This is a genomic window from Deltaproteobacteria bacterium (genome assembly GCA_005879795.1).
Lineage (GTDB): Bacteria > Desulfobacterota > Binatia > DP-6 > DP-6 > DP-6.
Map to the genome: position 1 here is coordinate 20,862 of VBKJ01000138.1, position 16,805 is coordinate 37,666.

General features: G+C 72.4%; 19 protein-coding genes. 4 read left to right on the plus strand and 15 right to left on the minus strand.

Annotated features, from left to right (window positions below):
• Position 1 precedes the first annotated feature (1 nt).
• Genes E6J59_10160 through E6J59_10205 form a run of 10 tightly spaced genes read right to left on the minus strand, consistent with a single transcriptional unit; the run spans position 2 to position 8,423 of the window.
• The gene (locus E6J59_10160; protein TMB19980.1) at positions 2 to 520 is read right to left on the minus strand and encodes a polymer-forming cytoskeletal protein; all 519 of its coding nucleotides are present in this window, start codon (positions 518 to 520) and stop codon (positions 2 to 4) included.
• The gene (locus E6J59_10165) at positions 388 to 1,374 is read right to left on the minus strand and encodes an ATP-binding cassette domain-containing protein (protein TMB19981.1); all 987 of its coding nucleotides are present in this window, start codon (positions 1,372 to 1,374) and stop codon (positions 388 to 390) included. The genes E6J59_10160 and E6J59_10165 overlap by 133 nt, the downstream gene beginning before the upstream one ends.
• Complete coding sequence (locus E6J59_10170; GenBank protein ID TMB19982.1) at positions 1,371 to 2,327, minus strand: ABC transporter ATP-binding protein; 957 nt, start codon at positions 2,325 to 2,327, stop codon at positions 1,371 to 1,373. Before E6J59_10170 ends, E6J59_10165 begins: the two co-directional genes overlap by 4 nt.
• A gap of 25 nt (positions 2,328 to 2,352) precedes the next feature.
• Positions 2,353 to 3,132 carry a hypothetical protein gene (locus tag E6J59_10175; GenBank protein ID TMB19983.1) on the minus strand — a complete coding sequence of 260 codons (780 nt, stop codon included), beginning with the start codon at positions 3,130 to 3,132 and terminating at the stop codon, positions 2,353 to 2,355.
• Positions 3,133 to 3,139: 7 nt separating this feature from the next.
• On the minus strand, positions 3,140 to 4,879 hold the full coding sequence (locus E6J59_10180; protein TMB19984.1) for a tetratricopeptide repeat protein: 1,740 nt from the start codon (positions 4,877 to 4,879) through the stop codon (positions 3,140 to 3,142).
• Positions 4,880 to 4,938: 59 nt separating this feature from the next.
• The gene (locus E6J59_10185) at positions 4,939 to 6,978 is read right to left on the minus strand and encodes a cation/H(+) antiporter (protein TMB19985.1); all 2,040 of its coding nucleotides are present in this window, start codon (positions 6,976 to 6,978) and stop codon (positions 4,939 to 4,941) included.
• Positions 6,978 to 7,433 carry a molybdenum cofactor biosynthesis protein MoaE gene (locus tag E6J59_10190; GenBank protein ID TMB19986.1) on the minus strand — a complete coding sequence of 152 codons (456 nt, stop codon included), beginning with the start codon at positions 7,431 to 7,433 and terminating at the stop codon, positions 6,978 to 6,980. The genes E6J59_10185 and E6J59_10190 overlap by 1 nt, the downstream gene beginning before the upstream one ends.
• Positions 7,434 to 7,436: 3 nt before the next feature.
• Positions 7,437 to 7,688: a molybdopterin converting factor subunit 1 gene (moaD, locus tag E6J59_10195; GenBank protein ID TMB19987.1), complete on the minus strand. Its 252-nt coding sequence runs from the start codon at positions 7,686 to 7,688 to the stop codon at positions 7,437 to 7,439.
• A 3-nt stretch (positions 7,689 to 7,691) separates the two neighbouring features.
• Positions 7,692 to 8,204, minus strand: coding sequence for a MogA/MoaB family molybdenum cofactor biosynthesis protein (locus E6J59_10200; protein ID TMB19988.1), 513 nt, complete (start codon positions 8,202 to 8,204; stop codon positions 7,692 to 7,694).
• A 3-nt stretch (positions 8,205 to 8,207) separates the two neighbouring features.
• Positions 8,208 to 8,423 carry a hypothetical protein gene (locus tag E6J59_10205; protein TMB19989.1) on the minus strand — a complete coding sequence of 72 codons (216 nt, stop codon included), beginning with the start codon at positions 8,421 to 8,423 and terminating at the stop codon, positions 8,208 to 8,210.
• 66 nt (positions 8,424 to 8,489) lie between these two features.
• Between E6J59_10205 and miaB the strand changes: the two genes are divergently transcribed.
• The 3 genes from miaB to E6J59_10220 are packed head-to-tail and all read left to right on the plus strand — an operon-like array spanning position 8,490 to position 11,423.
• Positions 8,490 to 9,806, plus strand: coding sequence for a tRNA (N6-isopentenyl adenosine(37)-C2)-methylthiotransferase MiaB (gene miaB, locus E6J59_10210; protein TMB19990.1), 1,317 nt, complete (start codon positions 8,490 to 8,492; stop codon positions 9,804 to 9,806).
• Positions 9,803 to 10,543, plus strand: coding sequence for an MBL fold metallo-hydrolase (locus E6J59_10215; GenBank protein ID TMB19991.1), 741 nt, complete (start codon positions 9,803 to 9,805; stop codon positions 10,541 to 10,543). The genes miaB and E6J59_10215 overlap by 4 nt, the downstream gene beginning before the upstream one ends.
• Positions 10,530 to 11,423: an alpha/beta fold hydrolase gene (locus tag E6J59_10220; protein ID TMB19992.1), complete on the plus strand. Its 894-nt coding sequence runs from the start codon at positions 10,530 to 10,532 to the stop codon at positions 11,421 to 11,423. The genes E6J59_10215 and E6J59_10220 overlap by 14 nt, the downstream gene beginning before the upstream one ends.
• Positions 11,424 to 11,464: 41 nt before the next feature.
• Here the strand turns inward: E6J59_10220 and groL are convergent, their stop codons facing one another.
• Together groL and E6J59_10230 are read right to left on the minus strand one after the other, a co-directional pair.
• Positions 11,465 to 13,090, minus strand: a complete 1,626-nt coding sequence (groL, locus tag E6J59_10225; protein TMB19993.1) for a chaperonin GroEL — start codon at positions 13,088 to 13,090, stop codon at positions 11,465 to 11,467.
• Between the two features lie 17 nt (positions 13,091 to 13,107).
• Positions 13,108 to 13,404: a co-chaperone GroES gene (locus E6J59_10230; GenBank protein TMB19994.1), complete on the minus strand. Its 297-nt coding sequence runs from the start codon at positions 13,402 to 13,404 to the stop codon at positions 13,108 to 13,110.
• A gap of 168 nt (positions 13,405 to 13,572) precedes the next feature.
• On the opposite strand from E6J59_10230, the gene E6J59_10235 reads away from it, so the two are divergent.
• On the plus strand, positions 13,573 to 14,067 hold the full coding sequence (locus E6J59_10235) for a DUF309 domain-containing protein (protein ID TMB19995.1): 495 nt from the start codon (positions 13,573 to 13,575) through the stop codon (positions 14,065 to 14,067).
• Positions 14,068 to 14,253: 186 nt separating this feature from the next.
• Here the strand turns inward: E6J59_10235 and E6J59_10240 are convergent, their stop codons facing one another.
• The 3 genes from E6J59_10240 to E6J59_10250 all read right to left on the minus strand — a co-directional run bounded on the left by E6J59_10240 (position 14,254) and on the right by E6J59_10250 (position 16,381).
• Positions 14,254 to 15,318, minus strand: coding sequence for a type IV pilus twitching motility protein PilT (locus E6J59_10240; protein TMB19999.1), 1,065 nt, complete (start codon positions 15,316 to 15,318; stop codon positions 14,254 to 14,256).
• 137 nt (positions 15,319 to 15,455) lie between these two features.
• Positions 15,456 to 15,863 (minus strand): hypothetical protein, encoded by a 408-nt coding sequence (locus tag E6J59_10245; protein TMB19996.1) that lies wholly within the window; start codon positions 15,861 to 15,863, stop codon positions 15,456 to 15,458.
• Positions 15,864 to 15,961: 98 nt separating this feature from the next.
• Positions 15,962 to 16,381 carry a redoxin domain-containing protein gene (locus tag E6J59_10250; GenBank protein ID TMB19997.1) on the minus strand — a complete coding sequence of 140 codons (420 nt, stop codon included), beginning with the start codon at positions 16,379 to 16,381 and terminating at the stop codon, positions 15,962 to 15,964.
• Positions 16,382 to 16,805: the final 424 nt, after the last annotated feature.

Here is a 16,805-nt window from a genome sequence, read left to right on the forward strand (position 1 = left end):
ACTAAGCCTCCGGCAGCTCCGCCGCCACGCCCAGCTCCCCGCCCATCCGGGACCGCCCCTCGAAGGTCGCGCCCTCCTGCACCACCAGGCACTTCGTCTCGATGTCGCCGAATAGCCGCCCGCCGGCGTAGATCTCGATACGGCTCGCGCCCTCGACCTGACCGCGGATCTCGCCCAGCACCACCAGCTTGTCGGCGTGCACGTTCGCCTGCACGACCGCCTGCGGACCGATGATGAGCAGGTCCGAGGCGCGCAGCTCGCCCTTCAGCTTCCCCTCGATGCGTGTCGGCGTTGCGAAGGAGAGCTTGCCCGTCACCTCGGCGTCCGGCCCGAGCGACACCCGGACGTCCTGCCAGGCACCATTCGTCGGCTTCACATCGGCCACGTTCACTCCTTTCCCGGCGGCTCGGCCGGAAACACATGGCAGGCGACCGCATGGCCGCCGCGACCCGCCACGAGCGGGGGCACAACCGTCCGGCAGACGTCCTCGGCGTGAGGACAGCGCGGATGGAAAGCGCACCCCGGCGGCGGCTCGACGGGGCTCGGCACGTCACCACCCAACACCATTCGTTGCCTCCGCTGCCGCGGGTCGGGAACCGGGACCGCGGAGAGAAGGGCGCGAGTATAGGGATGACGGGGGTCCGTGTAAATCGCCTCGCGGTGTGCCAGCTCGACGATCTTGCCCAGGTACATGACCGCCACCCGATCGCTCAGGTGCTCGATGATGCGGAGATCGTGCGCGATGAAGAGCATGGTGAGGCCGAGGCGGCGGCCCAGGTCCTGCAGCAGGTTCAGGATCTGCGCCTGGATCGAGACGTCGAGAGCCGAGACGGCCTCGTCGGCCACCACGAAGCGGGGCCCGACCGCGAGAGCCCGCGCGATGCCGATGCGCTGGCGCTGGCCGCCGCTGAACTCGTGCGGGTAGCGGCGCGCGGCCTCGGGCGGAAGACCCACCAGCTCGAGCAGCTCCCGGACCCGCTCCCGGCGCTGCGCGCGGATTCCCAGGGCGTGGATCGCGAGCCCTTCGCCGACGATGCTCTCCACGCGCATGTGCGGATCGAGCGAGCCGTAGGGGTCCTGGAAGATGATCTGCATCTGGCGGCGCAGCGCGCGCAGCTCGCGCGCCCCGAGCGCCAGGAGCGAGCGTCCCTCGAACAGCACCTCGCCCGAGGTGGGCTCGATGAGGCGGAGCATGAGACGCCCGAGGGTCGATTTGCCCGAGCCCGACTCGCCGACCAGGCCGAGGGTCTCGCCCGGCTGGATGGCGAGCGACACGCCGTCCACGGCCCGCACCCAGGCGCGCGGCCCGCCGAAGAGCCCGCCCCCGATCGGGAAGTGCTTGCGCACCTCGCGCACCTCGACCAGCGGCGTCATAGGCGGATGCACGCGGCGCGGTGGCCGGGCGCATGCTCCTCGAGCGGCGGCACGACGCCGGCGCAGTCGGCGATCACCTGCGGGCACCGGTCGCGGAAGGTGCACCCGCTCGGCAGGCGGAGGAGGTCGGGCACCTGCCCCGGGATGGCCTCGAGACGATCGTGACGGCCGCCCATCCCGGGGATGGAGCGGAAGAGGCCCTGCGTGTAGGGGTGCAACGGGCGGTCGAAGATCTCCAGCACCGACGCCTGCTCCACGATCCGCCCCGCATACATGATCGCGACTTCGTCCGCCTGCTCGGCGACCACGCCGAGGTCGTGCGTGATCAAGAGGAGTGCCATCCCGCGCTGCTCGCGCAACGCGCGCAGCAGATCGAGGATCTCGGCCTGGATGGTCACGTCGAGCGCGGTGGTCGGCTCGTCGGCGATCAGCACGCGCGGCTCGCACGAGATCGCCATCGCGATCATGACCCGCTGCCGCATGCCGCCGGAGAGGCGGTGGGGATAGTCGCGCGCGCGCCGCGCGGGCTCGGGGATGCCCACCTCGGCGAGGAGCGCGACGGCGCGCTCCCGGGCCTCGCGGCGCGACACCGGACGATGGAGCCGCACCGCCTCGGCGATCTGGCTCCCAACCGTGAACACCGGGTTGAGCGACGTCATCGGCTCCTGGAAGATCATGGCCAGGCCGGCGCCGCGCACGGCGCGCATGTCGCTTTCGGGGAGCAGGAGGAGGTCACGTCCGTCGAAGCGGACCTGACCGCCCACGATGCGGCCCGGCGGCGGCACGAGGCGCATGAGCGAGAGGGCGGTGACGCTCTTGCCGCAACCCGACTCGCCGACCAGTCCGAGGACGCGGCCGGCGTCGAGCGCGAACGACACGCCATCCACGGCGCGTGCCTCGCCGCCCTCGAGAAAGAAGGACGTGCGCAGGTCGCGGACCTCGAGGAGCGGCATCAGGAGTCTGTCCGGGTCGCCACGGTCACTCGGACAGTCCCCTGCGCCCCTCCGGCAGGGCCGCCGCCTCGAGCGGCAGCACGCGGGACGCGGGCGGCGGCGCGAACAGGGCCGGATCGACGGGCGCGTTCGGCTCGACCGCGTCGTACGCGAGGCGCGCGGCCGCCCCGCCCGCCACCGCGACCTCGACCAGATGCGGGAAGCCGTCGCGGTAGTCGTCGAACCCGACCCGCAGCGCGAGCGCCCCGTCGCGCGTCTCCTCGGCGCGCCGCACGCTGAGCGTGTCGCCCGCGAACCAGATGGTCTGCGCGCCCGCTGCGAGCGGCAGCGTCAGACGGTACTCGCCCGCGTGCGCGGCGAGCGCGGGCGGTCCGACCGCCACGCGGGCGGGCGGCAGGCCGAGCAGCACGTCGACCACGTCGCCCACCTCGACCGCCGCGCCGAGAAAGCGCCTCAAGTTGGCCGCCGAGGCCGGCCCCTCGTAGCGCGTCGACTCCGCGGGCGGGTAGGCCCACAGGATCGACCCCCGCACGCCGACCGCCAGCGCCAGCCCGAAGGGCGAGAACACGTCGATGCGCACGGCGTCCGGCCGGCGCACGAGGAGCGCCTCGCGCGTCCACAGCCCCGTGAGGCCGCTCCTCAAGCGCGCCTGTGCCCGCAACGAGGTGACTGCCGCGCGCCGCGCCGCGAGATCGCCCAACAGCTCCTCCACCGTGACCGGCCGCAGGCCCCGCGGCCCGCGCCCCACACACCCACCGACCAGCGCGACTCCGACCAGACAGACGAGCAGGCGGCCGCGGCGCACGCCCCGCCTACAGCCCCGTGCCCTCGCTGCGCGCCGCGGACTCCAGCGAGTGGACCTTACCCTTCAGGCGCGCCACCTGCGCCGCTTCCTTCGCCCGCGCGAGCGCGTCCTGGTAGAGGCGGAGCGCATCGCGCGGCTTGCCCGCGCGCCCGTACGCGTCACCCAGGTGCTCGGCGACGGTCGGATCGTCGCCCGCCAGCTCGACCGCCCGCTCGAGCTGCTCGACGGCGTGCCGGTAGTCGCCGCGCTGATAGTAGACCCAGCCGAGGCTGTCCACGTAGAAGCCGTCGTCCGGCTCGATCTCGAGCGCGCGGCGGATGAGCCGCTCGGCCTCGTCGAGCTCGATGCCCATCTCGGCGTAGGTGTAGCCGAGGTAGTTGAGCGCGGCCGCGTTCTTCGGGTTCAGCTCCACGGCGCGCTTCATCTGCTCGATGGTGCGCGTCTTGTCCTTGGCCTCGTCGTAGGCCGCGCCGAGCGTGAAGCGGTAGCGGTCGTTGTCCGGGTTGCGCTCGACCACGCGCTCGAGGAGCGCGATCGCCGACTTGAAGTCCTTGCGCTCGCGGTAGAGCGAGGCCAGGTAGCTCATCAGGTCGGCGTTGTCGGGCTTCGCCTTGAGGGCCCCCGCCACCTCCCGGACCGCGTCCGAGAGCCGGTCCGCCTTCTGCATCAGGTAGGCGCGCTGGATCCGCGCGTCGACGTAGAACTCGGAGGCGGCCGGAATCTTGCCGAACTCGTCGAGGGCGCGGTCGATCTCCTTCCGCTCTCCGTAGACCGAGCCCAGGTAGTAGCGCACCCGCCAGTTCTGCGGCTCCGCCGCCAGCACCAGGTTGAACTCCTGCGCTGCGCGGTCGGGATCGCCCTTCTCCAGGTAGATGAGCCCGATCTTGGTGCGCGCCTCGCGCGGATCGGTGTCGAGCTTCTCCATCTCCTGGAACTGCGAGAGCGCCTCGTCGAGCTTCTTCTGCCCGACGTAGAGGGCGCCCAGGCGGCGGCGCACGATCACGCTGTTCGGGTTGAGGGTCAGGATGCGCTCGTAGAGCTCGATCGCCTTGTCGGTGCGGCCCTGGAGCTCGTAGGCGAGGGCGAGGTCGGTGAGGATGAGCTCCGACTGCGGGTTCAGCTTGAGCGCCTCCAGGTAGTAGTGCTCGGCCCGGTCGAGCTGGCGGGCGGCGGCGTGGACGCGGCCCAGATAGTAGTAACCGAGGATCGAGCCGGGGTTCCTGGCGACGAGCCGCTTGAGCGTGGCGACCGCCTTGTCGGTCTCGCCCTTCTTGCTGTAGAGGGCGCCCAGGTAGAGGTAGGCGTCCTGGCTCTCGGGATCGAGCTTCAGCACGCGCTCGTAGGCGGCGGCGGCCTCGTCGTCGCGCCCGAGGGCAGAGAGGACGCCGGCCTGGAGTCCGAGTGCCTCCACGTTGGTCGGTTCGGCGGTCACGACCGCATTCACCTGCTCGAGGGCTCGATCGAGCTGACCGCTGCGCACGTAGAGCGGGGCAAGGCGGAGGCGCAGGAGGGGCGTGTCGGGGTCGGCCGCCACCGCCGCCTGGAAGGCGGCGAGCGCCGTCTCCGTGTCGTTCTGCGTGAGCGCGACCTCGCCCCGCAAGAAGCTGCCCATCGCCGCGGCATCCGGGGGCAGCTCCGCCGCCGGACCGAAGGCAGCCTCGCGCCCGAGGAGCATGCCATGGCGCAGCCCCGCGCACCCCGTCGCCAGGAACGCGAGCATCACGGCGGCGGAGCGGGAACGGTACATGAAGCTCGTGCTCCTACCATGGCGAAGGAGTGCCGGCAAAGCAAACCTGCCGCGGCCGCTCAGGATGCGGCGTCGCTCCGCCCGCGCACGACGAGCAGCGACGACGGGCACTCGGCGGCGAGCCGCTCGGAGCGCAGCCCGAAGACGTGCGGCTCGAGCTGCCACCCCTCGCCGACACCGAGCACGGTGAGGTCGTGCGCTGCCGCCTCGCCGATCACGGTGTCGATCGGCGAGGCGGACTCGATCACGCGCATCGCGGGCACGCCCTCCGGCAGGTCGACGGCGGGAGAAGCCCCCCCGGGACGTGCGACGCCGAGCACCGTGAGCGCGGCGCGGTGCCGGCGTGCGATGCGCGCGGCCAGGCGGAGTGCGGCCCGGTCCTGCACCGTGCCGGCGAACGGCACCAGCACGCGCCGGGGCGGCCAGGAGAGGCCGCGGTCGATGAGCACCGCCACGTCGGCGTCGGCCTCGCGCATCACCCCCTGCACGGTGCCGCCGAGGACGGTGCGGCTCCACACCGGCTTGTGCCAGCCCATGACCACGAGACCCGTGCCCTTGGCGCGCACCACGTCGCGGATGTCGTCGGCGGGATTGCGCGAGAGGAACTGGAGGGGGCGCACGGTGAGCCCGTGCGCCTGGGCGTGCGCGAGGGTCGCCGCGAGCGCCGTCGAGTTGCCGGCTGCCCCCGCCGTCCCCGCCCCGAGCGCGCCGCGCTCCGGGGGCCGCTCCAGGTGGAGGACGTAGAGCGGGCTCTCGGTGTGCTCGGCGAGGGCCGCGGCCACGTCGAGGAGGAGCGGGCCGGAGCTGGGCAGCGCCACCGCCGCGAGCGCGCCGCTCGCCGCCGCCGGCGCCGCCGCGAGCTCGGCACGGAAGCGCTCGGGAGGGTAGACGGCGGCGAGCACGGGGGTGGTGGCGAGCGTCGTCACGATCGCCATGAGCACCATCATCGCGAACAGCGCGGGCGAGAGGACACCCAGGTCGAAGCCGATGTTGAGGATGACGAGCTCCATCAGCCCGCGCGTGTTCATGAGCACGCCGAGCGCGCACGCCTCGCGCCATGGGAGCCCCGTCAAGCGTGCCGCGGCCGCCGAGCCGCCGAACTTGCCCAGGGTGGCGACGCCGACCACCAGGGCGCACTGCACCCAGAGGGTAGGGGTGTCGAGGAGTCCGATCTGCGTGCGGAGGCCCGTGAAGGCGAAGTAGATCGGCAGCAGGAACACGACCGCGAAGTCCTCGACCCTGTCGACCAGCTCGCGGGTGAAGAGCGCGTCCTTCGGCATGATCGCGCCCAGCATGAAGCCGCCGAAGATGGCGTGAATGCCGATCGCGTCGGTGATGAACGCGCTCGCGAGCACGAGCAGGAACACGATGGCGACCAGATTCTGGGAGAGCCGGCCGCTGCGATCGACCATGGCGGAGAACCGCCGGAGCAGCGGCCGCACGAGGACGAGCATGACGGCCACGTACCCGACCACCAGCGCAACGGTGCGCCCGGCCGCGCCGAGGTTCGCCGCACCGACCGCCGCCACGACGAAGGCGAGCAGGCACCACGCGGTCGCGTCGTCCACCGCCGCGCAGACGATCGTCACCGCTCCCACCTTCGTCTTCAGCAGGTCGCGCTCGATGAGGATGCGGGCCAGGACCGGAAAGGCGGTGATCGACATCGACGCCCCCATGAAGAGGGCGAAGGACACGAAGCGCACGCCGTGGGGGGCGTGCTGTCCGTACAGCCAGGCGGCGAGCCCGACGCCGAGGGCGAAGGGCACGATGATGCTCGTGTGCGAGATCACGACCGCGGTATGTCCGCGGCCGCGCATCAGCGCCGGATCGAGCTCGAGCCCGACCAGGAACATGAAGAAGACGATGCCGTACTCGCTCAGGACCTTGAGGTGGGGGACCACGGCCGGCGGGAAGAGCGCGGCGGAGACGCCCGGGGCCACCCACCCGAGGAGCGAGGGGCCGAGCAGGATGCCGCCCACCACCTCGCCCACCACCTGCGGCTGCCCGACGGCCCGGAGCGCGACGCCGAGCAGGCGCGATACGGTGAGGATGACGAGGATGTCGACGGTGATGACGCTGAGCAGGCGCTCGGGGGACATCAGCGGCTCGGGCGGCGCGCCGCGCGGGGGCGCCGGCTCGGGGTGCCGGACTGCGGTCCGATCCACACCCGCCCGCCCCGGAAGTGCTCGCGCTTCCAGATCGGTACGATCGCCTTCAGGCGATCGATCAGCCAGCGGCAGGCGGCGAACGCCTCGGCGCGGTGCCCGGCCGAGACCGCGATCGCCACGCTCGCCTGGCCGATGGGCACGAGCCCGATCCGGTGCGCCATGGCGACCTTCCGGATGGGCCACCGCCGCTCGGCCTCCGCGGCGAGGCGGCGCATCTCGGCCGCCGCCATGCGGCCGTAGGCCTCGTACTCGAGGCGCACGACACGCCGGCCGGCGTTCCGGTTGCGCGTCGTCCCGAGGAAGACGACGACCGCGCCCGCGGCCGGGTCGCGCACGGCGCGCACCAGGCGCTCGAGCACGATCGGCGTGCGCACGATGCGGAACATCGCCTAGGAGGCCTCCCGGGCTCCCCCGCTCACGGGCGGGAAGAACGCCACCTCGTCACCGTCGGCCAGGCGGTGCCCCGGCTCGACGTACACCTCGTTCACCGCGAACCGCACGAGGATCCGGGCGAGCTCCGGCCGCTCCGCGACCAGCGCGCGCCAGAGCGCGCCGACGGTCGTCCCCGGCTCGACGCTCCGCTCGGCGCGCGCCCCCATCCGCTCGCGCAGCGCGGCGAAGAAGACGAGCCGCACGCGCATCGCTCAGCCGCGCACCAGGTGGACCATGTGGCCGAGCTCCGGGAGGAGGAGCTTCTGCATCGCGAGCTCGACCGCCGCCGGCGCGCCGGGGAGCGAGACGACGATCTTGCCGCGCGCCACGCCCGCCACCGCGCGCGACAGCATGGCCGCCGAGCCCACCTGCTGATACGAGAGCATGCGGAAGAGCTCGCCGAAGCCGTCGAGGCGCTTCTCGAGAAGACCCGTCACCGCCTCGTAGGTGGTGTCGCGCGGCGCGAGCCCCGTGCCCCCGTCGACGATCACGGCGTCCAGGCCGGGCACGCCGAAGAGCTCCTCGAGGTGGGCGCGGATGCGCCCCGGGTCGTCGGGCAGGATGGCATAGGAGAGGATGCGGTGTCCCCCTTCCTCGAGCAATGCGCGGATGCACACGCCGCTCGCGTCGCTCTCGGGCGTGCGTGTGTCGCTCACCGTGACGATGGCGCACACGGCGTGCTGCGCCTTCGCCTGGTGATGCGGCCGATGCGGGGGCGCCCCCATCGCTCACCCCATCACGCGCGGCAGCGGCTCGATCTTGGACGCGCAGGGCGTTCCGCAACGCTGGCAGACGTACTCGTGCTTCTCGCCGTCGAGCAGCACGAGGAGGAGGCGCTTGCGGACCGGCATCGCCTGGCGGCAGCGGGGGCAGTGGAGCAGGCTCGCCTCGAGCGAGCCGTAACCTTCGGGCGCGCGCGGGCGGCGCGGGGGACCACCGAGCATCCCAAGACCGTTAGCCCGTCGGGCGCGCGGCTGCAACGGCGCTTGCCGCCCCCCGGACGCACGGCTATGACCCGCAGCCGGACCATGCCGACCGTCTACGTCGAGACCTACGGCTGCCAGATGAACGTGGCCGACACCGAGCTGATGCTCGGGCACCTCGCCGCCCACGGCTACACGCGCACCCACGCCGCCGAGGCCGCCGACGTGATCCTGCTCAATACCTGCGCCATCCGCGAGCACGCCGAGGCGCGCGTCCTCGGCCGCCTGGGCGAGCTCGCGCGCCTCAAGCGGCGCCGGCCCGACGTCCGTCTCGGCGTCACCGGCTGCATGGCGCAGCATCTGCGCGCCAAGCTCGCCGAGCGCGCGCCGTGGGTCGACGTGCTGGTCGGGCCCGACGGCTACCGCCGCCTGCCCGAGCTGCTGCGCGGCGGCGACGGCGACCCGCACGTGGCCCTCCGTCTCGATCCGTCCGAGACCTATGCCGACCTCCCCGTCGCGCGCGAGAGCGGCGTGCGCGCGTGGGTCACCGTGATGCGCGGCTGCGACCGCTTCTGCACCTTCTGCATCGTGCCCTACGTGCGCGGGCGCGAGCGGAGCCTCCCGGGCGCCGTGCTCCTCGAGCAGGTGCGCGCGCTCGCTCGGGCCGGCGTGCGCGAGGTCGTCTTCCTCGGACAGACGGTGAACGCGTACCACGACGGCGTCTGGGACTTCGCGGAGCTCCTTCGCCGCGCCGCCGAGGTGCCGGGCATCCTCCGCATCCGCTTCACCTCGCCGCATCCCTCCGACATGAGCGCGCGCCTCGTCGACGCCATGGCTGAGTGCCCGCAGGTCGCGCCGCAGCTCCACCTCCCGGTGCAGTCGGGCTCGGATCGCGTGCTCGGCGGCATGGGCCGCGAGTACACGGTGGCCGAGTACGAGGCCCTGGTCGCCCGCCTGCGCGCGCGTGTGCCGGGCCTGGCGCTCTCGACCGACGTCATCGTCGGCTTCCCGGGCGAGGACGAGGACGACTTCGCCGGGACCGAGGCGCTGGTCGGCCGGGTGCGCTACGACTCGGCGTTCCTCTTCAAGTACTCGCCGCGCGAGGGGACGCGCGCCTGGAAGTGGGGCGACGCGGTGCCCGAAGCGGAGAAGGCGCGCCGCCTCCAGCGCCTGGTGGCGCTCCAGGAGTCGATCTCGGCGGAGATCAACCGGCGGCTGGTCGGCGCGGAGGTCGAGGTGCTGGTCGAGGGGCCGGCGCGGCGCACGGCGGGCTGGATGGCGGGCAAGAGCCCGCAGCTGAAGACCGTCGTCTTCCCGGGCCCGGCCGAGCCCGGCGACGTCGTGCGGGTGCGGGTCGAGGCCGCGACCTCCCACACGCTCACCGGAAGGCGGGTGGCCACATGACCCAGGTGACCGAGGTCGCACCGGACCTCTTCCGCATCTCGACCTTCGTCCCGGAGGCCGACCTCACGTTCAACCAGTTCCTCGTCCGTGACGACGAGCCGCTCCTCTTCCACACCGGGCTCCGCAAGACGTTCCCGGTGGTGCGCGCGGCGGTGGCGAGGGTCATCGATCCCGCACGTGTCCGTTGGATCGGCTTCAGCCACTTCGAAGCCGACGAATGCGGCGCGCTGAACGACTGGCTCGCGCTCGCGCCGCGGGCCCAGGCGGCGTGCGGCGTCGTGGGTGCCGTCGTCAGCGTGGACGACGTCGCCGACCGGCCGGCGCGGCCGCTCTCGGACGGCGAGGTCATCGTGACGGGGCGGTACCGCTGGCGCTACTGCCGCACGCCGCACGTGCCCCACGGCTGGGACGCGGGCCTCCTCTTCGAGGCGACCGAGCGCACGCTCCTCTGCTCGGATCTCCTGCAGCAGAACGGCGAGGTCGAGCCGATCACCGCCTCCGATGTGATCGGGCGCTTCCGCGACGCGCTCCTCGGCTACCAGGCCGGGCCGTTCGCGAACTACCTCCCCTACACCCCGATGACGGAAGGCATCCTCGCGAGCCTGGCGGCGCTCCAGCCGAAGACCCTCGCCGTCATGCACGGCTCGACCTTCGTGGGCGAGGGGGCGCGAGCGCTGCGCGAGTGCGCGGCCGTCTTCCGGGAAGTGATGGGCGGGGAGCACCATGGAGCCGCGTGAGGTCACGCTCCACGGCCACCGGCTGAGCTACCGCGCGGGCGGCTCCGGCCCGCTGCTGGTCCTGATCCACGGCATCACGGCCAGCGCCGCCACCTGGGACGAGGTGCTGCCCTGGCTCGCCGAGCGCCACGCCGTCGTCGCCCCGGACCTGTTCGGCCACGGCCGCTCCGCCAAGCCGCGCGGCGACTACTCGCTCGGCGCCTACGCGAACGGCATCCGCGACCTCCTCGAGGTCCTCGGCCATCCGCGCGCCACGATCGTCGGGCACTCGCTCGGCGGCGGCATTGCCTTGCAGTTCGCCTACCAGTACCCGGAGCGCTGCGAGCGCCTGGTGCTGGTCTCGAGCGGCGGCCTCGGGCGCGAGGTACACGCGGGCCTCCGCGCCGCAGCCCTCCCGGGCTCCGAGTGGGTGCTGCCTCTCATCTGCACGCGCGGGCTGCTCGACGCGGTGGACGGGGTGGCGCGCTTCGTGGGGCGCGCCGGCCTCCGGGCCGCGCCCGACCTCGAGGAGATCTGGCGCGGCTACGCCTCGCTCGGCGACGCGGACTGCCGCCAGGCCTTCGTCCACACGCTGCGCACCATCATCGACCCGAGCGGCCAGCGCGTGAACGCCACCGATCGCCTCTACCTCGCCGCCGGGCTGCCGACGATGATCGTGTGGGGTGAGCAGGACCGGGTGATCCCGCCCGCGCACGCGCACGCCGCGCACGCGGCGATGCCCGGGAGCCGGCTCGAGCTCTTTCCCGACGCGGGCCACTTCCCGCACCGCTCGAACCCGCGGCGCTTCGTCGAGGTGCTGCTCGACTTCGTGCGTTCGACCGCGCCGGCGCGGCTGGACGACGCGCGCTTGCGCGAGCGGCTGCGCGGCGGGGCGGGCTGAAGGGCGCGGACCCAGCGCCGCAGGTCCGCGCCCGCCGCGTCCTAGAAGTCCTCGGCGCCGTGCGGCATGGACGGCGGCGCGGGCTTCTCCTCCTTCGGCTTCTCGGCCACCATCGCCTCGGTGGTGAGCAGCAGCCCCGCGACCGACGCCGCGTTCTGAAGGGCCGTCCGCACCACCTTGGTCGGGTCGATGATGCCCGCCTTGATCAGGTCCTCGTACTCCTCGGTCTGCGCGTTGAACCCGAAGGAGCCCTTCGCCTCGCGCACCTTCTCGAGCACCACCGAGCCGTCCTGGCCCGCGTTGCGGGCGATCCAGCGCAGCGGCTCCTCGAGCGCCCGGCGCACGACGTTGACGCCAGCCCCCTCCTCGTCGGCGAGCTTGAGGGAGTCGAGGACGCTGCGCGCCCGGAGCAGCGCCACGCCCCCGCCCGCCACGATGCCCTCCTCCACCGCTGCGCGCGTGGCGTGCATGGCGTCCTCGACCCGCGCCTTCTTCTCCTTCATCTCCACCTCGGTCGCCGCGCCGACCCGGATCACGGCCACGCCGCCCACCAGCTTGGCGAGCCGCTCCTGGAGCTTCTCGCGGTCGTAGTCCGAGGTGGTCTCCTCGATCTGCGCCCGGATCTGCTTGATTCGGCCTTCGATATCGGCCTTCTTGCCGGCGCCGTCGATGAGCGTGGTGTTGTCCTTGTCGACCACGACACGCTTGCAGCGGCCGAGCTCCTTGAGCCCCACGTTCTCGAGCTTCAAGCCGAGCTCCTCGGCGATCATGCGGCCGCCGGTCAGGATGGCGATGTCCTCGAGCATCGCCTTCCGCCGGTCACCGAAGCCGGGCGCCTTCACCGCGCAGCAGGCGAGGGTGCCGCGGATCTTGTTCACGACCAGCGTTGCCAGCGCCTCGCCCTCGATCTCCTCGGCGATCACGAGGAGCGGCTTGCCGGAGCGCGCCACCTGCTCCAGCAGCGGCACCAGGTCCTTCATCACGGAGATCTTCTTCTCGTGGATCAGGATGTAGGGATCCTCGAGCACGGCCTCCATGCGGTCGGGGTCGGTGACGAAGTACGGCGAGACGTAGCCCCGGTCGAACTGCATGCCCTCGACCACCTCGAGCTGCGTGTCGAGGCTCTTCGCCTCCTCGACCGTGATCACGCCCTCCTTTCCCACCTTCTCCATCGCCTCGGCGATCATGTCGCCGATGGTGCGGTCGCCGTTGGCCGACACGGTGCCGACCTGGGCGATCTCGTCCTTGCCCTTGGTCGACTTGGAGAGCTTCTTCAGCTCCTCGACGATCGCCGTCACGGCCCTGTCGACGCCGCGCTTCAGGCTCATCGGGTCGTGGCCGGCCGCCACTAGCTTGGCGCCCTCGGTGAAGAGGGCGCGCGCCAGCACGGTCGCGGTGGTGGTCCCGTCGCCCGCGACGTCGGAGGTCTTGGAGGCGACCTCCTTCACCATCTGCGCGCCCATGTTCTCGAACTTGTCGGCCAGCTCGATCTCCTTCGCGACCGTCACGCCGTCCTTGGTCACGGTGGGGGCGCCCCACGACTTCTCGAGCACGACGTTGCGGCCGCGCGGGCCGAGCGTCACCGTGACCGCATCGGCGAGGATGTTGATGCCGCGCAGGACCTTGGCCCGCGCGTCCTCGCTGAACCGTACCATCTTTGCCGCCATGGTTCCCTCGCCTCCTTTCAGGCCTCGATGACGCCGAGGATGTCCTCCTCGCGGAGGATCAGGTGCTCCTCGCCGTCGAGCTTGATCTCGGTGCCGGTGTACTTGCCGAACAGCACCCGGTCGCCGGCCTTCACGTCGAGGGCCAGCACCTTCCCATCCTCCTTCTTGCCGGGCCCGACCGCCACCACCCTCCCCTCCTGCGGCTTCTCCTTGGCCGTGTCGGGGATGATGATACCGCCCGCGCTGCGCTGCTCCTGCTCCTCGACCCGCTTGACGATCACCCTGTCCTGCAGAGGGCGAACCCGCGTAGCCATACTCGACGTCCCTCCCCCCGGGCATGGCCCTCTGCCGGGCCCCCCGGGGTCACATGGGTTGGACTCGACCGCGGCGGCGAAGGGCGCGCCGCCCGCCGCCGGGCGCAAAAGTAAAATCGCTCCTCGGAGAGTCAACACCCCGGGCCTGGTCCCGCCCGGCGAGGGCCGATCCGGACCGAGCCCCGCGGGGTCGAGAAGGCGGCGCGGGTCCGGCGGCCGGCCCACCCCGGGCCGGGACGCCCGCGACCGTTCGCTGCTAGAGTGGCGGGCGTGCCCCCGGACCGATTTCCGCCGGGCTTCGGGGCGGGCGTGCGGCTCTTCAACGCGGGCGCCTTCTTCGCTGCCCACGAGGCCTTCGAGGAACTCCTCGACGTGACCGAGGACAACGACTGCTGGGAGTGCCTGGTGGCGCTCATCCAGGTCGCCGTCGGCTATCACAAGTGCGTCTCGGGCCATCCCGGCGCGGCGCGAATGCTCGGCCTCGGAGCCGCCAAGCTGGCGCCCTTTCCGGCCGTCTTTCGCCGCGTGGCGGTCGGCCGGCTCCGCCGCCGGGTGGCCGACGACCTGGCCACCCTGCAGGCCGGCGGCTCGCTGGCCGCCGGCATCGAGGCCTCGCCGCCGCGCATCGAGATGAGCCGTGAGCCGGCGCGCCCGGCTGAGTGACCCTCCCCCAGCGAGTCGGGCCGAGCTCACCGATTTCCGTCGGACGGGCTCGCGCGTTGCCGGCCGAGGCCGGGCTTCGTGACGCCGCCCCTGCCGCCCGCGGCGCCGATCGACTCGGCCCCGGCGGCGCAGTGTGACCTACGACGCCGCCCACGCAGTAGGCCGGCGGCCGAGCGGGGGCGGGCGCTACGCCGGCGTGCCCACGACGTGCGTGGAGCCGTTGCCGGTGCCGTTGATCGTCGGGCGCGGCGGGAGCGCGGTCGGCTCGATCACCCCGCGCTTCACCAGGTCGGCGAGCGCCATGTCGAGCGTCTGCATGCCGACGCGCTGGCCGGTCTGCATCATCGACGGGATCTGGTGGAGCTTGGCCTCGCGGATCAGGTTACGCACGGCCGGCACGCCGATCAGGATCTCGCACGCCGCCACGCGCCCGCCGCCGCCCTTCTTCTTGAGAAGCGTCTGCGCGACCACCGCCTCGAGCGATTCCGAGAGCATCGTCCGGATCTGGGCCTGCTGCCCGGCGGGGAAGACGTCGATGATGCGGTCGATGGTCTTGGGCGCGCTCGAGGTGTGCAGAGTCCCGAAGACCAGGTGCCCGGTCTCGGCCGCGGTGAGTGCGAGTGAGATGGTCTCCAGGTCGCGCATCTCGCCGATCAGGATCACGTCGGGGTCTTCGCGCAGCGCGCTGCGCAGCGCGTTGCTGAACGACTCGGTGTGCGGGCCGACCTCGCGCTGGTTCACGAGGCAGCGCTTCGGCGGGTGCACGAACTCGATCGGATCCTCGACCGTCAGGATGTGCGCGTCCCAGGTCTGGTTGATGACGTCGACCATCGCGGCGAGGGTGGTCGACTTGCCGGAGCCCGTCGGCCCGGTCACCAGGATGAGTCCGCGCTCGCGGGTGCAGAGATCCTTCAACACCGGCGGCATGTTGAGCGAGTCGAGCGAGGGGATCTGGGTCGGGATGGTGCGCAGCACCGCGCCCGGCCCGCGGCTGTGCAGGAAGACGTTGACGCGGAAGCGGCCCTTGCCGGGCAGCTCGCACGCGAAGTCGACCTCGTGCTCGCGGTCGAAGCGCGCGCGCTGTGGCTCGTTCATGATGGCGTTGACGAGCTCGTTCACGCTCTCCGGCGTGAGCGTGGGGTGCTCGGTGCGCACGAGGTCGCCGTGGACACGAAGCATCGGCGGCTCGCCGCAGCTCAGGTGCAGGTCCGAGGCGCCCTTCTCGGCGGCCTCGCGGAGCAGCGTTTCCATGGTCGGCATGGGTCTCGTCCTCCAGCGGGGATGGGACCGTGCTCCGCTGCAAGAGCCGGGCCAGGCAGCGACCGGGCTGTGCGGGGCCCATGCGCGGGCGAAGCGGCGCCCGCGTGACGCTCAGCGTCCAGATCCGATCAGGCGAGGGCGGCCTTCCGCCGGGTGAGGAGCAGGGCGGTGCCGCTCGACACCCCGACGGCCACGAGCGCGTAGACGACGCTGAAGATGACGTATCCCGCGCCCGGCTCGTGTTCGCCGCGCACGGTGAACGCGATCAGGTTGACGACCACGTATGCGGCGTAGGCGTACGCCATCGGCAGCGCGAAGCGGCGCAGCCGCCAGATGCCGGCGGCGTAGACGAGCAGGTAGATGCCGAAGAGCGGCCCGAGGATCGCGTTGGCCGTGCCGCTCGTGCGCTGGCCGAAGAAGACGAAGCCGGTGCGCGCGCCGCCCAGCTGGAGGGGCTTCAGCAGGTTCGAGACCGCGACCATCCCGAGCAGGATCGCGAACGTGGTGAGCGCGGGGCCCCGTCGCGCGGACGCCATCGGGCGCGACGCTAGAGGATGCGCACCGCCCGTGTCAACGCGCGGCACTCATGGTGAGCGGAAAGCGACATCGAGCATGCGGCGCGAGCTTACCCGCGTCACGGGAGCGCATCGAGGCACGCCCAGATGCGTTCGTCCGGCGGATGATCAGCGGGATGCTCGTTGCGGTGCGCGAAGCGCACGATCCCCTCCCGGTCGATCACGAACGCGCCGGACATCTGGTACACGTTACCGGACCTGGGCAGCGAGACCTCGCGCAGGCGTGTCAGCACGGTCCACAGCCCCGTCACCAGGCTCGGCCCGAAGAGCTGCCGGAGGCCCACCTTCTGGAGCCCGAAGGCCGCGTATGCGGGCTCGCCCGGGTAGTCGACGAGGCACGTGAACGGGACCTCGTGCGCCGCGCAGAACTCGCGCGAATGCTCGGGCGTGCCCGTCGTCACCGCAAAGCAGCGCACGGGCCTCTGCTCGTAGCCCGCGCGCGCGCGGCGCAACTGCGCCACGTGATCGTGGCAGGCGATTCAGCCGTAGTGGCGGAGGAAGAAGAGGACAGCCGGCTGCCCGGCGGCGAGCGCACGCAGCTTCGCGGCGGTGCCGTCAGTGTGGAGTAGCTTCACGTCCGGTGCGGGCGCGCCGACCGCGACCATCGCGGTGATTGTATAGCGCTGCCGCCGCGGGTCTTACAAGGTGCGCAGAGCGACCAGCCACGAGCCGGCGACGGCCGCCAGCGCGCCGCAGGCGAGCACCCACTGCGCGGGCCGCCCGGGCGGGCGCACGACCAGCAGCGCCGCCGCCACGCCGAGCATGCCACCGACGAGGAGCCCGAAGAGGTGCGCCACGATGTCCGCCTCGCGATCCGACCCGAGCATCGCGAGGAGCGCCAGGCTGCCGGCGACGGGCAGCCACGCGCCGCGACGCCGGCGCTTGCGCCCGAACTGCAGCCCG